We start from the raw sequence: 14,373 nt of genomic DNA, 5'->3' as shown, positions 1-14,373 counted from the left end.
GGTAAGCTTCTGGCCAATTTAAAAAAGTAACAATTTTTTAAGTTGGGAATAATATGTAATATAGCCATGGGTTACATAGTTTTGACCCAATAATCAATATTTTTATATAAAAGGGGAGGATTTTATGTCATTAGAAATCAGCAGCAATATGCCAGTGCAAACAGAATCAATTGAGCATGAAATTAATGAGGGCTTACTGTTTTTCTTTCTAATACTAGTGCTAATATTCTGCAATTGTCCTTTGTTTGATGGTTTGGATGAAAGTTTACTTTTCTTTTTTCTAATATTAATCATAATATTTAACAGATGCTTTCCTTGCTAAAAGCTGATATAATTTTATATAAAAAACAGGCTTCAAAAAGTTGAGACCTGTTTTTTTATTTCAGTATTAATAGCTGTTTTTTGTGGTATAATGTTACAGTATACAATATCATTCCTACCATCTATAAATGAATAAAATGAACCTACAAAAGTACTAACATAAGGAGAATAAAAAATAAAATGACTATTCAATATCCAAAAATTAATAATTCAAAAAATATAACTAAGATTATAAAAAAATTATTTTTTATATTATTAGGAGATTTGTTGTGTGCATTAGCATTTAATGTATTTTTTATACCAAGTAAGCTTCTAAGTGGTGGCGTAGGAGGCTTGGGCATAATAATACAGTATCTAACAGGTATACCCACAGGAATATCTGTATTTTTTATGAATCTACCTATAATTGTTATAGGTGCTCAAATGGTAGATAAGGAGTTCGTATCATATGCATTTATATCAATGTTTATTTTTTCCTTCTTTTTAACTATTACAAATGGTGTAAGTGAGTATTTCATCATAGATGATGTACTGCTTAGCGCTGTTTTTGGTGCAGTTCTAAATGGATTAGGTATGGGGCTTATGTTTAGAAACAGAACCTGTCAGGGTGGACTAGATATTATTGCTGCAATCCTTAAGAAAAAGTATAACTTAAATATCAGCACAGGGCTTATGACAGTAAATACTGTTATTATTTCGCTTTCATCCTTATTATTTGGTTATAAATCTGCCATGTATACATTAATTTCACTGTATTTAGGCTATAAAATATTAGATAAGGTTCAAACAGGATTTAATGTAAAAAAGAATATTGTAATAGTATCTGATAAATCTCAAGAATTAGCAGATTCTATAATTCAAAAACTCCATAGAGGAGTCACATTTTTAGAAGGTATGGGTGGATATACAAAGGAAAACAAAAAGGTAATATACTGTATAATTACGTCAAGCGAAGTAGTTAAGCTAAAAAATCTAGTTGAGGAAATAGATCCAAGTGCATTTTTGACCATAAATGATGTAGTAGAAGTAAAAGGCAGTAGCTTTCAAAACGTGGGAATATGATCAAACACTATAATGAGTGTATAAATATACTAATGCAATATTAAATGAAGTGAAGGTATCTTAAAAGTATAAGAAAGATTTTCATAAGAATCTTTCTTATACTTTTTTTAATGTTTTTGGTTAAACTAAATACACTGGAGGTGTATTTAGTATATGAAGAAATATTTTTTTATTTTGCTAGTTCTAGTATTAGCACTTACATCATGTGGTATAAGAGGGCTAAATAGAGCAGAAAAGCCAAATAATCAAACCCAAATCGGCCCTGATATTAATACTGAAGAAGGAGGTATCGGCGGAGAAAAAATTGTAGATAAAGACGATTATGAAACGGATATAAATTATATTGATATCAATGAGGATAGAGAAATTACGAAATCCTATTTAAGTAATACTGGAGAGAAAAAAGATATTTCATTTCAGCAAAACAGTATAACTAATAGTTCTAATAGAGCTAATACAGATGGCTTTGCTAACAATATGAACGCAATTAGCACAGCACAAATGTATGTGACTCAAATACCAGAGGATATAGATGTAGATATAAGATATCATAACTATGATATTCCTTATGACTATCTATTGATTACATCTGATAATGTCAATATTCAAGAAAGTCCTTCACTAGATTCTACTGTTTTAGGAAAGGCAACACAGTATTCTAAGGTAAAGCTTGAAGGCAGAGCCAATATAGATAATTCAAGTAATCTTGATAATACACAAGTATGGTATTTGCTGTCTTGGCTGGAAGGTGGAAAGACTACCTATGGGTATGTAACAAATGATGCAGGAGTGCCTAGAAGATTTAGATTTGACAGCATGTCTGAGGAGCTAAAGAAATTGGAATATTCTTTGGCACAGCAAAAATATGGATATATATCTAACTATAAAGACAAAAATGGTTCTCCACCTTTAAAGGACGGAAAAGCAGTTGACGAGTTTGGAATTCAAGCTTATCAAAGTGCACCAGCTTATTATGACCTTGAAAATAAAAATGAATTTAGATATTTTCCTGATGGAATGATAGTCTTCATTCTTGATGAAGCAAAAGAATATTTTTTGGTCAGAAATCTAGTATATGATGGAGACTACTGGATACCTAAGCAGTTCATATCCTTTGACGATAATTTAGATAGATTGGATAAGGCTATAATAGTAGACAAAGTAAATCAGAATGAAGCCTTATTCGAAAAAATAAATGGCAAATGGACCATGATTTCATATACACTTGCAACAACAGGAGTACCTGAGGAGAACAAATACGAGACTCCGACTGGCAGCTTCAAAGTACTGCAAAAAAGAGATAGGTTCTTTTATCTAGACCATAAAACAGGAGAAATAGGAGGATATGCACCTTATGGAACAAGATTTTCAGCTGGAGCGTATGTACATGGAGTTCCTGTTGATTATATAAAGAAGGATGGAGAAAATATTGATCCTGGGATTAAGGAGTATCTATTGACCATAGGAACTGTCCCTAGATCAGCAAAATGTGTGAGAAACTATACTAGTCATGCTAAGTTCGTATATGATTGGGCAGATTTAAATGATACTGCCGTAATTGTAATTGATTAAATGCAAAAAAGTCTTCTTTAAGTAAGAGGACTTTTTTTCTAAGGTAAAAGCTTGTGTTATTAAAGAACTATATAGGAAATATGATTTAAGAAATTTAACGAAATTATATGTGACATACTACATATTTAAAATGACGTGTTTAAATACTAAAATCATAAAATAATAAAAAATATTCATAAAAAGTATAGCATATATAAATATATGTGCTATAATATATATAGAATTAATGGAAGGGAGCGATATAAGTGAGTGAATACAAGTATATAATGTGGTTTAATGAAATAAACAAGGGAGACATACCGATAGTAGGAGGTAAGGGTGCTAATCTTGGTGAATTGACTGTAAAAGGGGCAAACGTTCCTCCAGGATTCTGTGTTACTGCTTCTGCCTATACAGATTTCATAAGTAAATCAGGCTTACAAAGTGACATACTAAATATGCTATCAGGAATAGATATGGAAGATTCCTCAGAACTTCAAATAAAGAGTGCTGCAATAAGAGGATTAATCGTTAAAGCAGATATGCCAAAGGAAATAGAAAAAGAAATCATTAGAGCATATACAGAGTTTAGTGAAAAAATAAATATGAACAATCCACAGGTAGCTATTAGAAGCTCTGCAACTGCAGAAGATTTACCAGAGGCTTCATTCGCTGGACAGCAAGATACATACTTGCATATAAGCGGAATAGAAGAAGTATTGAGACACATTAAAAGATGCTGGGCATCTCTATGGACTGCAAGGGCAATATATTATAGAGAACATCAAGGATTTAAACATGAAGAAGTTGCACTAAGCGTAGTTGTTCAAAAAATGGTTAACAGCAGAATATCTGGGGTCATGTTTACTGCGAACCCAGTTACAAGCGATTTAGGCCAAATAATGATAAATGCTAGCTGGGGACTTGGTGAAGCAGTAGTATCAGGTATAGTAACTCCTGATGAATTTATACTTGATAAAAAGACATTAGCTATTGCTGAAAAAAATATTGCTGAGAAAAATATTATGGTTATAAAAAACACAAATGATGTTGGAACTCTTGAAGTAAAGGTTGAAGAATACCTTGGATTCGACAAAGTTAATGCTCCATGTTTAAATGACTTAGAGGTAGCAAATTTAGGTAAAAACGGAATGATAATAGAGGATTTATATAAATCACCACAGGACATTGAATGGGCACTAGATGCTGATACTGAAGAATTATATATATTACAGGCAAGACCAATTACTACATTAAAGGGGGAGAGCAAGGAAATGACATCTACACAACAACAACCTACAGAGCTAGTTGCTTTAGTTAGAGGATTACCTGCATCACCAGGGATTAATAGTGGAAGAGTAAGAAATATTAAAGACATCACTGAGATAGATAGAGTACGGGACGGAGATATATTAGTTACAGTTATGACAAATCCAGATATGGTGCCTGCTATGAGAAGAGCAGCGGCAGTAGTTACTGATGAGGGTGGAAGGACATGTCACGCAGCCATTGTATCTAGAGAACTAGGTATCCCATGTATAGTTGGTGGAAAAAAAGCAAGTGAAATATTGGCAGAAGGCATGGAAGTAACAGTAGACGCAACAAGAGGAGTTGTTTATAAAGGCATAGTACTTCAAGAAAAACAAGAAAAGGAAGAAAAGGCAGTATCCACAGCTGGAGCAGTTAGCGAAGATTTAATTCATCAATTAGCACCAGTAACTGCTACTAAGATATACATGAACCTAGGCGAGCCAGAAATGATAGGCAGATATAAAAACCTACCATTTGATGGCATAGGCTTAATGAGAACAGAGTTCATATTTACTAATCTAGTAGGTGCACACCCAATGTACCTGTTAAAAACAGGGCAAGGGCAGCTTCTAATAGATAAAATGGCAGAGGGCATTACAAAGGTAGCACAAGAAATATATCCAAGACCTATAGTAGTTAGACTAAGTGATTTCAGAACAAATGAGTTTAGAGGATTAAAGGGCGGAGACGAAGTTGAGCCGATAGAAGCTAACCCAATGATAGGATGGAGAGGAGTATCTAGATATATTTCTCCTGAATATGAAGAGGGCTTTAGATTAGAGTGTAGAGCTATCAGAAAAGTAAGAGATGAATACGGTTTAACTAACGTATACGTAATGCTTCCATTCGTAAGAACTACATGGGAACTTAAAAAGGTAAAAGAAATAATGGCTGAAGAAGGATTAGAGCAAGGCAGAAACTTTAAGCTATGGATAATGGCAGAGGTTCCATCTGTAGTATTTGAAGCAGAGGAGTTTGCTCAAATGGTAGATGGATTCAGTATAGGAAGCAATGACCTAACTCAGCTTACAATGGGTGCTGACAGAGACTCAGGTATATTAAACAATATGGGATATTTTGATGAAAGAAATGAAGCAGTTAAAAGAGCAATATCTATATTGATAAAGGCTGCTCACAAATATGGAAAAACTATATCAATCTGTGGACAAGGACCATCCCAATACCCAGAATTTGCAGAATTCCTTGTAAAAGAGGGAATAGACAGTATGAGTGTAAACCCAGATACAGTATCCTACACAAGAAGACTTGTAGCATCAGTTGAACAAAGAATGATATTAAGTAAGATAAGAAGCTTATAATAAAAATAATAAAACCCTTCTGTTTATGTCAGAAGGGTTTTCACTATTTTAGAATGATGGCACAACTCCATCACCATATTTTTCTTTGATGAAATTTTTGATTTTATCTGATTGAAGAGCTTTTACTAGGGCTTTAAGCTTAGGGCTATTTTCTTCGCCTTTTCTTATAGCAACTATATTAGCATAAGGTGAATCTGATCTTTCTAGCAGGATTGCATCCTTAGAAGGAGATAGATTAGCCTGTAGTGCATAGTTTCCGTTTATTGCAGCAGCGTCTACTTCGTCTAATGCTCTAGGCAATAAAGCTGCTTCAAGAAGTTTGAATTTAAGATTCTTAGGATTTTTTACAATATCTTTTTCTGTTGCACTAAAGCCTGCACCTTCTTTAAGCTCTATTAGTCCTTTATCTTCAAGGAACAATAAAGCTCTGCTGCCATTTACAGTATCATTTGGAATAGCTATTTCGGCGCCATCATTAAGTTCATCTATATTATCAATCTGTTTTGAATATAGTCCCATAGGCTCTATATGAGTACTTGCTAATGATACTAAATCAAGGCTATTTTTTTCATTGAAATCCTCTAGGTATGGTAGATGCTGAAAAAAGTTTGCATCAAGTTCTTTTTCATCTAATGCTAAGTTTGGTTTTACATAGTCTGTAAATTCCACGATTTTAAGTTCATAGCCTTCTTTTGCTAAATCATCTGCTATTAATTCTAGCATTTGTGCATGAGGCTCTGGCGAAGCTCCTACTACTATAACCTTATCGTTTTCAGATTTAGATTGACAGCCAGTAATTGCAATTGTTGTGATTAGGATAATTGCTAATAAAACATTTAAAGATTTTTTCATCACATATTCCCCCTTATTTTCTTTTATCAATTATTAGTGCTATTGTGTTACCTATAAATTGTATCGCTTGAACTAATATTATTATAAGAACTACAGAAGCGATCATTACATCAGTTTGAAATCTATGATAACCATAACGTATAGCTAAGTCCCCTAGTCCACCTCCTCCTATTGCTCCAGCCATAGCGGAATATCCTATTAGGTTTATTATGGTTAATGTAATCCCAAGTACTAATGAAGGCATAGCTTCTGGAATTAATACCTTAGTTATTATTTCAAAAGTAGAAGCACCCATTGAGGAAACGGCTTCTATTATTCCTTTGTCTACTTCTTTTAATGCTCCTTCAATAATTCTAGCTACAAAAGGTGCCGCTGCAATGGATAAAGGCACTACAGTTGCAAGCGTTCCTATGGATTTACCAATTATTAGTTTAGTTAATGGCATGACAAATATCATCAATATAATAAATGGAAATGATCGAAATATATTTACTATAGCACTTAGTATAGAATTTAATGCTGGCTTTTCCCATATTCCATCTTTTTCTGTTATAACTAATAGTATGCCTAGAGGAAATCCTAGTGCCAGTGAAAACACTGTAGATAAAGCTACCATTACAATAGTTTCCCATAAGGAAGGAAGTAAAAGAGAAATTAGATTATCCATTCCATATCACCTCCAGGTCAATATTCTGTTTTTTGAGCCACTCAAAGGCTTTTTCTATTTCCTTATTATCACCTAAAACCTGAATTAAAAGGCTGCCCACACTAGTGGATTGTAATTCATCAATATCTCCAGACAGTATATTTATATCAATATCAAATTCTCTGATTAGACTTGATATAATAGGCTTCTTAGCAGAATCGCCTAAGTAGCTAAGTCTAATTACAGTGGAGCCTGGGGTTTTAGGATATATTATCTTTTCTTCATCACTTCTATGAATGTGAGAAATAAATGCCTTTGCAGTATTAGTCTTAGGTTTAGCGAATATTTCTTCTACTGTATTTAGTTCGATTATTTTGCCAGCCTCTATTATGGCTACTCTATCACATATTTCTTTTATAACCTCCATCTGGTGAGTTATAAGAACTACTGTTAGATTGAATTCTTTTCTTATTTTTCTAATTAGATCAAGTATTGCCTTAGTGGTTTTAGGATCTAGAGCTGATGTAGCCTCATCACATAGAAGTATCTTTGGATTGTTGGCAAGTGCACGGGCTATGGCAACTCTTTGCTTTTGTCCTCCGCTTAGCTGCGACGGATATACATTTTTTTTATCAACTAACTCAACGACCTCTAGTAATTCATTTACTCTTTTTTCTATAGTTTGCTTATCATAGCTATTTATTTCTAGAGGAAAGGCTATATTATTATATACAGTTCTTGAATTTAATAAATTAAAATGCTGAAATATCATTCCGATTTCTTTTCTTGTGTTTCGTAGGTCTCTTTTATCTAGATTAGTTACATCTTCTCCATTGACAATAATAGTGCCTTCCGTTGGCTCCTCTAGCCTATTGATAGTTCTTATGAGAGTAGATTTTCCTGCTCCGCTGAGACCGATTATTCCAAATATTTCTCCTCTATCTATTTGTAAATTAATATCTTTTAAAGCCTCTACATCAGAAGACTTACTTTTATAAACTTTACTTACATTCTTAATATCAATCATTGCTTCACTCCTTTAATGAATTACTGTACTAAACCTCACAAATGAAAATCATCTATAATAGATAGTTAAACCTATTTTCTCTAAATAATCCTTATATAATTAAAAAACCTCTTTCAAACGAAAGAGGTAAAATACATATGCTATTTATCCTCCCTCATCTTTCAGCATTTTTGCTGCAGGAATTAGCACCTTCGTGTTAAATAACACTGGTTGCTGGGTTTCATCGGGCCCGTCCCTCCACCTCTCTAGATAAGAGTTCAATATTTGTTTTATTATTGTTACTATACTTATCTATTCTAATTATTATTATATCTTTTGTCAACCTTTTTTAAAAAATTATATAATAAAATTTTGTGTTATGAGGCAAAATATAAAAAGCAGAGGTTTTAGAATTGTAAGATATTGTACAAAAAGAAAGGAGAAATTTTATGACTTTACAAAATCCACTTAATTTAACCCAGATAAATCAAGCAGAGCTTCAAAATCTTAGTGAAATCATAAGTAACCACAAGCTAATGACGACAAAACTATACGAATATGCAAGTATGTGTCAAGATACACAATTAAAACAAATGTTCAGCCAAGGAGCTCAAGACGCAAATACTACTGCACAGAACCTTATTCAATCAATATAAGAGGAGGTATTTTATTTGCAAGAAAGAGATATTGTAAATGATGTTTTAGCAATGACTAAGTCAAGTATACAGTCCTATGGAATGGCAATAACTGGCTGTTCAAACCAGCAATTAAGAAGCGCCCTACAAAAATTAAGAGACGAAGCAGAGCAGTTCCAGTACCAGCTATCACAAATTGCAGAGCAAAAAGGATATACTTCATCGCCACCAACAGCTAATCAACAAGACATTAGCCAAATTAAAAATCAATTGAATCAACCATAAATTGGGACTCATTTTGAGTCCTTTTATGACCTAACCCGATTTTCCGAGCATTTCTATCGAAAAATCGCTGGTAGGTCAAACTCTATTGTAGGCTTATGATAGGAGTGTCCATTAGGAGCAAATAAATTTGTGTAGAGAGACTGCTAGCAAAATTAATGTTGACTTTTTATTATTCAAATGATAATATACCTACAGACAATAAAAAAACCTTTAATCTAATCCAGAGAGATTGGGAAGGAGTAAATAAGGATGCTTGTTTTTAAGCTGTCTATTAGTGTGCCTTCCTATGGAGGTTTTTTTATGCCTTTAAAATAGTCCAGTGAGACTGAAAAGGAGGAATAATATGTTAACAGGAAGACATTTAATTGAACCCATGGATTTTACAAATGATGAGCTTAAAGAGATATTTGATTTAGCAGATGAAATGATTAATGCTCCTAAAGAATATGCCCATATATGTGATGGGAAAATACTAGCAACTATGTTCTTTGAGCCAAGCACGAGAACTAGATTAAGCTTCGAGGCTGCAATGCTAAGATTAGGAGGAAGAGTAATAGGCTTTTCAGAGCCTAACTCAAGCTCAGTTGCAAAAGGAGAAAGCATAGCAGATACTATCAGAACAATTGGCTGCTATGCAGATATAGCAGTTATGAGACATCCCAAAGAAGGAGCACCAAAGCTTGCTTCATTACATTCAAATATCCCATTAATTAATGCAGGTGATGGAGGACACCATCATCCAACTCAGACATTAACCGATCTTCTTACCATTAGAAGCATAAAAAAACGCCTTTCAAATTTAACCATAGGACTATGTGGAGATCTTAAATTTGGAAGGACAGTTCATTCACTTATCAAAGCAATGTCAAGGTATGAAAACAACAAATTCGTATTGATATCCCCTTCAGAATTGCATATTCCAGAATATATAAGAAAAGAAATACTAGAAAAAAATAATATCTCCTTTATAGAAGCAGAAAAAATAGAAGATTATATGGGCGAGCTAGACATTCTCTACATGACAAGAGTACAGAGAGAAAGATTCTTTAATGAAGAAGATTACGTAAGGCTTAAGGACAGTTATATTTTAAATGCTGAAAAGATGCTTCAAGCAAAGACTGATATGATTGTCATGCACCCCCTTCCAAGAGTCAACGAAATTTCATATGAGGTTGATAGTGACCCTAGAGCCTGCTATTTTAAACAGGCTAGGTATGGCATGTTTGCAAGGATGGCTCTTATGTCAAAACTTTTGGGGGTGGATAAATAATGGTTACTATAAATAGCATTAAAAGAGGAATAGTAATTGATCACATAGAAGCAGGACAAGGAGTGAGGATATTCAACTATTTAGGCTTAGATAAGGCAAATTTTACTGTAGCGCTAATAAAAAATGCTTCAAGTAAAAAACGTGGTAAAAAAGATATTATCAAAATTGAAAATGTAATAGATTTCGATTTAACAGTACTTGGACTCATTGATTCAAATATAACAGTAAATATAATCGAGGATGAAGTCATCATTGAAAAGATAAAGCCTAGGCTTCCTAGAAATGTAGAAGAAATAATCAAATGTAAAAATCCTAGATGCGTTACTTCTATAGAAAGAAATATAACTCATAGGTTTGCTTTAGTAGATGAGAAGCAAGGTCTATATAGATGTGAATACTGTGATGAAATATATCACTTTCAGGAGGTGTAAATCATGGACTTGCTCATAAAGGGAGCCAGAGTAATTGATTGTGACAAGGACTGTATATCAGATGTGTATATTGAAAATGGAATTATTCAAGAAATAGGCCCAAATATTCAAAAAAATTGTCCTATCATTAAGGCAGAAGGATTTATCCTTCTACCTTCTTTTATAGATATGCATAGTCATTTTCGGGAGCCAGGCTTTGAATACAAGGAGGATTTATTAACTGGAAGTCTTGCAGCATTAAAAGGGGGCTATACAGCAGTGAATCTCATGGCAAATACTAGGCCTGTGTGCAGCAGTCTGTCAGTAGCGGATTATGTTTTAAATAGGGCTAAAGAAATTGGTCTAATAGATGTACATCAATCTATATCCATAACTAATGGCTTTGATGGCAAGAGCATAGCTCATCTTGACAGCTTAGACATTAGAGTAAAAGTTATATCAGATGATGGAAATGGAGTAGAAAACAATAAGGTAATGCTGGAGGCTATGCTAAAAGCAGCGGAGAAAGACCTTATTGTAATGTCCCATGCAGAGGATAGAGAAATAAGCAAATATGATACCAGACTGTCAGAAAACATATCGACAGCTAGAGATATAGAGTTAGCAGAGAAGGCTGATGTTAGACTTCACATGGCTCATGTAAGTACAAAGGAGGCATTACAATATATAATTGAGGGAAAGAAAAAGGGAATTAGAGTAACCTGTGAAGTAACTCCCCACCATATCGCATTAGATGACAAAACTGAATACACAGTAAATCCTCCACTTAGAACTGAGGAGGATGTGGAATTTCTCATAAAAGGCATAAAGGATGGCTGGGTAGACGTAATAGCTACAGATCATGCTCCTCATAGTGCCTTAGATAAAGAGAAAAAAGCTCCTGGTATATCTGGGTTAGAAACGGCATTTTCTGTGTGTTTAACAAAACTGGTTAAAGAAGGACACATTTCCTTAAATAGATTATCAGAGCTTATGTCAAAAAATCCTGCTGAATTAATGGGATTAAACAAAGGACAAGTTAAGGAAGGCTATGATGGAGATTTAGTTCTAGTCGATATAGAAAAGATGTATGAAATAGATTCATCAGGCTTCTTATCAAAGGGTAAAAATACCCCCTTTAATAAGGCAAAGGTTTGGGGAATCATAGAGACAACTATAAAAGCTGGTGAAGTTATGTATTCTAGGGAGGAGATTAATTATGATAATTGATAAATTATATGAATCAGTATCAGAGAAAGGCGTAGTTTGTGTGGGGCTAGATACTTCAATTGAATATATACCTGAAAATATTATAAAAAAATATATGAAAATATCTGATTCAATATTTGAATTTAACAGAAGAATAATAGATGCTACTTACGATATTTCAGCATGTTTTAAGATACAGATTGCATACTACGAGGCCTTAGGTATAGATGGATTAATTGCCTACAAAAAAACAATTCAATATATTAAAAGCAAAGGCTGCTTAGTAATAGCAGATATAAAAAAAGGAGATATTTCAAAAACAGCTGAGATGTATGCAAAAGCTCACCTTGAAGGAGATTTCGAAAGCGATTTCATAACATTAAGTCCTTATATGGGAATGGACAGCATAAAACCATATCTAAACTATGTCAGAGAAAAAGAAAAAGGGTTATTTATTCTCATCAGAACTTCAAACGAGGGTGCTCATGATATCCAGTATATTAAGGATTACAACAATAATCCAGTCTATAAGACTGTAGGTGAAAAAATTAAAAACCTAGGAAGTGAATATTTAGGAAGATATGGCTATAGTTCCATAGGAGGAGTTGTAGGGTGTACTCATTCAGATGAGGCTAAGAATATTAGAGAAAGTCTAAATAATCTGTTCTTTCTCATACCCGGGTATGGAGCTCAGGGAGGAACAGCTGAGGATGTGGCGAGATATTTGAAGCATGGAAACGGAGGCATAGTAAATTCCTCTAGAGGTATTCTCCTTGCCTATAAAAAGCATAATATGGAGAATGAATTTGATATCTATGCTAGAGAAGAAGTGTTATCTATGAGGGAGGCCATAAATAATGCAGTCAAAGCATATGAAGGCTAGAATATTTGAGAACAATGAAATCTTAGAAGGAATCTTTAAATTAACAATAAAAGGTGGATTTGAAGGTAAACCAGGCCAATTTTATATGCTAAGGTCATGGAACAAGGAACCATTTTTATCAAGACCTATTAGCATTCATAATCTGGATAAAGAAAAAATAGAGTTTCTATATGAAGTGAGAGGAGAAGGAACTAAGCTATTTAGCCAGCTAAAAAGAGATGAGCAAATTGAGCTTTTAGGTCCTTTAGGTAATGGATTTGACATAGAAAAAATTAAAGGGAAAGTGGCAATAGTAACAGGAGGAATCGGTATAGCGCCAATGTATTATGTGGCAAAACAGCTAGAAGACTGCAAAGTTGATTTTTATGCAGGATTTAGAGAGCAAGTATATTTAATAGATGAAATAAAAGGTGCTGTAAATGAAATATATGTTGCAACAGATACAGGCGAAATTGGTCATAAAGGCTTTATAACAGAAATCTTTGATCCTAAACAATACAATATCATACTGAGCTGTGGCCCAAGTATAATGATGGATAAGGTAATAAAGTCTTGTATTCTAAACAAAAAAAAGATATACATTTCCCAGGAAAACCATATGGCATGTGGAATAGGAGCATGCTTAGGATGTACCTGCAAGACAAATAGTGGAATGAAGACAGTATGTAAGGATGGGCCTGTATTTAGTGGTGAGGATGTGATAATTCATGCTTAAGGTAAATATATGTGGTGCTGAGTTTAAAAACCCTGTAATAGCAGCTTCTGGTACATTCGGATTTGGGAAGGAGTACTCGAATTTCTTCGATGTCTCTAAATTAGGAGGAATATGTACTAAGGGACTTACTTTAAATGAAAAGCTAGGTAATGAAGGAATTAGGCTCTATGAAACAACAGGAGGATTAATGAATAGCATAGGACTCCAGAATCCAGGAATAGATAATTTTATAGCCAATGAATTGCCCTTTATGAATGAGCTTGATACTGTTATTATTGCAAATCTTGGCGGAGGAAGCATTGAGGAGTATTTAGAAGGAATAGATAAGCTCAATGACACTAATGTAGATTTTATAGAGCTTAACATATCATGTCCAAATGTAAAGGAAGGGGGCATGGCTTTCGGGATAAAATCAAAGGTTGCACGGGAAATAGTATCAAAGGTGAAAAAGGTTTCTAAAAAACCAATTATTGTAAAACTTTCTCCTAATGCTGAGGATATAGTAGATATGGCAGTAAAATGCTGTGAAGCAGGGGCAGATATATTATCCTTAGTAAATACTTTTAAAGCAATGGCTATAGACATATATAAGAAAAAGCCGGTATTTAATAATATCTTTGCTGGACTATCTGGCCCAGCAATTAAGCCAGTAGCTTTGAGGATGGTTTATGAAGTATCTGCAGCAGTAGATGTACCGGTAATTGGAATAGGCGGAATTATGAATTGGAAGGATGCCATAGAGTTTATAATGGCAGGAGCAGATGCAATACAAGTGGGAAGTGCTAATTTTATAAGACCAGATATATCACTAGACATAATCAAAGGAATAGAAGATTTTCTAAATAGAGAAGGAATTAAATCCATTATGGAAATCAAAGGAATAGCGAGGAGGAGCTAG

The 14,373-nt window shown here is 33.7% G+C and carries 15 protein-coding genes and 1 riboswitch; of the genes, 12 read left to right on the top strand and 3 right to left on the bottom strand.

Going from position 1 to position 14,373, the window contains the following annotated elements; all coding sequences use genetic code 11:
* The first annotated feature begins 124 nt into the window (after positions 1–124).
* From QO263_RS15475 to ppsA, 4 genes are all read left to right on the top strand, one after another.
* Positions 125–322, top strand: coding sequence for a hypothetical protein (locus QO263_RS15475; protein ID WP_285623280.1), 198 nt, complete (start codon positions 125–127; stop codon positions 320–322).
* Positions 323–501: 179 nt separating this feature from the next.
* A complete protein-coding gene (locus QO263_RS15470) occupies positions 502–1,383 on the top strand; it encodes a YitT family protein (protein ID WP_285623278.1) in 882 nt (293 codons plus the stop codon).
* A gap of 153 nt (positions 1,384–1,536) precedes the next feature.
* The gene (locus QO263_RS15465) at positions 1,537–2,955 is read left to right on the top strand and encodes a L,D-transpeptidase (protein ID WP_285623275.1); all 1,419 of its coding nucleotides are present in this window, start codon (positions 1,537–1,539) and stop codon (positions 2,953–2,955) included.
* Positions 2,956–3,200: 245 nt separating this feature from the next.
* Complete coding sequence (gene ppsA, locus QO263_RS15460) at positions 3,201–5,564, top strand: phosphoenolpyruvate synthase (RefSeq protein WP_285623272.1); 2,364 nt, start codon at positions 3,201–3,203, stop codon at positions 5,562–5,564.
* A gap of 48 nt (positions 5,565–5,612) precedes the next feature.
* Here ppsA and QO263_RS15455 read toward each other — a convergent pair whose 3' ends face one another.
* The 3 genes from QO263_RS15455 to QO263_RS15445 are packed head-to-tail and all read right to left on the bottom strand — an operon-like array spanning position 5,613 to position 8,089.
* The gene (locus tag QO263_RS15455) at positions 5,613–6,416 is read right to left on the bottom strand and encodes a MetQ/NlpA family ABC transporter substrate-binding protein (RefSeq protein ID WP_285623269.1); all 804 of its coding nucleotides are present in this window, start codon (positions 6,414–6,416) and stop codon (positions 5,613–5,615) included.
* Between the two features lie 13 nt (positions 6,417–6,429).
* A complete protein-coding gene (locus QO263_RS15450; RefSeq protein WP_285623266.1) occupies positions 6,430–7,083 on the bottom strand; it encodes a methionine ABC transporter permease in 654 nt (217 codons plus the stop codon).
* The gene (locus tag QO263_RS15445) at positions 7,076–8,089 is read right to left on the bottom strand and encodes a methionine ABC transporter ATP-binding protein (protein WP_285623263.1); all 1,014 of its coding nucleotides are present in this window, start codon (positions 8,087–8,089) and stop codon (positions 7,076–7,078) included. The genes QO263_RS15450 and QO263_RS15445 overlap by 8 nt, the downstream gene beginning before the upstream one ends.
* Before the next feature lie 151 nt (positions 8,090–8,240).
* A riboswitch (SAM riboswitch) is annotated at positions 8,241–8,345 on the bottom strand.
* A 172-nt stretch (positions 8,346–8,517) separates the two neighbouring features.
* Between QO263_RS15445 and QO263_RS15440 the strand changes: the two genes are divergently transcribed.
* The 8 genes from QO263_RS15440 (at position 8,518) to QO263_RS15405 (ending at position 14,373) form a co-directional block, all read left to right on the top strand.
* Positions 8,518–8,724, top strand: coding sequence for a hypothetical protein (locus tag QO263_RS15440; RefSeq protein WP_285623260.1), 207 nt, complete (start codon positions 8,518–8,520; stop codon positions 8,722–8,724).
* Positions 8,725–8,739: 15 nt separating this feature from the next.
* A complete protein-coding gene (locus QO263_RS15435; RefSeq protein WP_285623257.1) occupies positions 8,740–8,988 on the top strand; it encodes a spore coat protein in 249 nt (82 codons plus the stop codon).
* A gap of 343 nt (positions 8,989–9,331) precedes the next feature.
* Complete coding sequence (pyrB, locus tag QO263_RS15430; RefSeq protein ID WP_285623255.1) at positions 9,332–10,258, top strand: aspartate carbamoyltransferase; 927 nt, start codon at positions 9,332–9,334, stop codon at positions 10,256–10,258.
* Entirely contained in the window at positions 10,258–10,689 is a 432-nt protein-coding gene (locus tag QO263_RS15425) for an aspartate carbamoyltransferase regulatory subunit (RefSeq protein ID WP_285623252.1), read from the top strand. Before pyrB ends, QO263_RS15425 begins: the two co-directional genes overlap by 1 nt.
* A gap of 3 nt (positions 10,690–10,692) precedes the next feature.
* Complete coding sequence (locus QO263_RS15420) at positions 10,693–11,898, top strand: dihydroorotase (RefSeq protein ID WP_285623250.1); 1,206 nt, start codon at positions 10,693–10,695, stop codon at positions 11,896–11,898.
* The gene (gene pyrF / locus QO263_RS15415; RefSeq protein WP_285623248.1) at positions 11,888–12,760 is read left to right on the top strand and encodes an orotidine-5'-phosphate decarboxylase; all 873 of its coding nucleotides are present in this window, start codon (positions 11,888–11,890) and stop codon (positions 12,758–12,760) included. The genes QO263_RS15420 and pyrF overlap by 11 nt, the downstream gene beginning before the upstream one ends.
* Positions 12,735–13,475: a dihydroorotate dehydrogenase electron transfer subunit gene (locus tag QO263_RS15410; RefSeq protein ID WP_285623247.1), complete on the top strand. Its 741-nt coding sequence runs from the start codon at positions 12,735–12,737 to the stop codon at positions 13,473–13,475. The genes pyrF and QO263_RS15410 overlap by 26 nt, the downstream gene beginning before the upstream one ends.
* Positions 13,468–14,373, top strand: coding sequence for a dihydroorotate dehydrogenase (locus QO263_RS15405; RefSeq protein ID WP_285623246.1), 906 nt, complete (start codon positions 13,468–13,470; stop codon positions 14,371–14,373). The genes QO263_RS15410 and QO263_RS15405 overlap by 8 nt, the downstream gene beginning before the upstream one ends.

It is taken from the genome of Proteiniborus sp. MB09-C3, from assembly GCF_030263895.1.
GTDB lineage: Bacteria > Bacillota > Clostridia > Tissierellales > Proteiniboraceae > Proteiniborus.
Note: the sequence above shows the minus strand (reverse complement) of the source record. Positions and strands in the feature narration are given on the sequence as shown.

Excerpts from the sequence above, each read along its gene's own strand:
- QO263_RS15475 (WP_285623280.1), top strand. The coding sequence starts at position 125 with ATGTCATTAGAAATCAGCAGCAATATGCCAGTGCAAACAGAATCAATT.
- QO263_RS15470 (WP_285623278.1), top strand. The coding sequence starts at position 502 with ATGACTATTCAATATCCAAAAATTAATAATTCAAAAAATATAACTAAG.
- QO263_RS15465 (WP_285623275.1), top strand. The coding sequence starts at position 1,537 with ATGAAGAAATATTTTTTTATTTTGCTAGTTCTAGTATTAGCACTTACA.
- QO263_RS15455 (WP_285623269.1), bottom strand. The coding sequence starts at position 6,416 with ATGAAAAAATCTTTAAATGTTTTATTAGCAATTATCCTAATCACAACA.
- QO263_RS15450 (WP_285623266.1), bottom strand. The coding sequence starts at position 7,083 with ATGGATAATCTAATTTCTCTTTTACTTCCTTCCTTATGGGAAACTATT.
- QO263_RS15445 (WP_285623263.1), bottom strand. The coding sequence starts at position 8,089 with ATGATTGATATTAAGAATGTAAGTAAAGTTTATAAAAGTAAGTCTTCT.
- QO263_RS15440 (WP_285623260.1), top strand. The coding sequence starts at position 8,518 with ATGACTTTACAAAATCCACTTAATTTAACCCAGATAAATCAAGCAGAG.
- pyrB (WP_285623255.1), top strand. The coding sequence starts at position 9,332 with ATGTTAACAGGAAGACATTTAATTGAACCCATGGATTTTACAAATGAT.
- QO263_RS15425 (WP_285623252.1), top strand. The coding sequence starts at position 10,258 with ATGGTTACTATAAATAGCATTAAAAGAGGAATAGTAATTGATCACATA.
- QO263_RS15420 (WP_285623250.1), top strand. The coding sequence starts at position 10,693 with ATGGACTTGCTCATAAAGGGAGCCAGAGTAATTGATTGTGACAAGGAC.
- pyrF (WP_285623248.1), top strand. The coding sequence starts at position 11,888 with ATGATAATTGATAAATTATATGAATCAGTATCAGAGAAAGGCGTAGTT.
- QO263_RS15410 (WP_285623247.1), top strand. The coding sequence starts at position 12,735 with ATGCAGTCAAAGCATATGAAGGCTAGAATATTTGAGAACAATGAAATC.
- QO263_RS15405 (WP_285623246.1), top strand. The coding sequence starts at position 13,468 with ATGCTTAAGGTAAATATATGTGGTGCTGAGTTTAAAAACCCTGTAATA.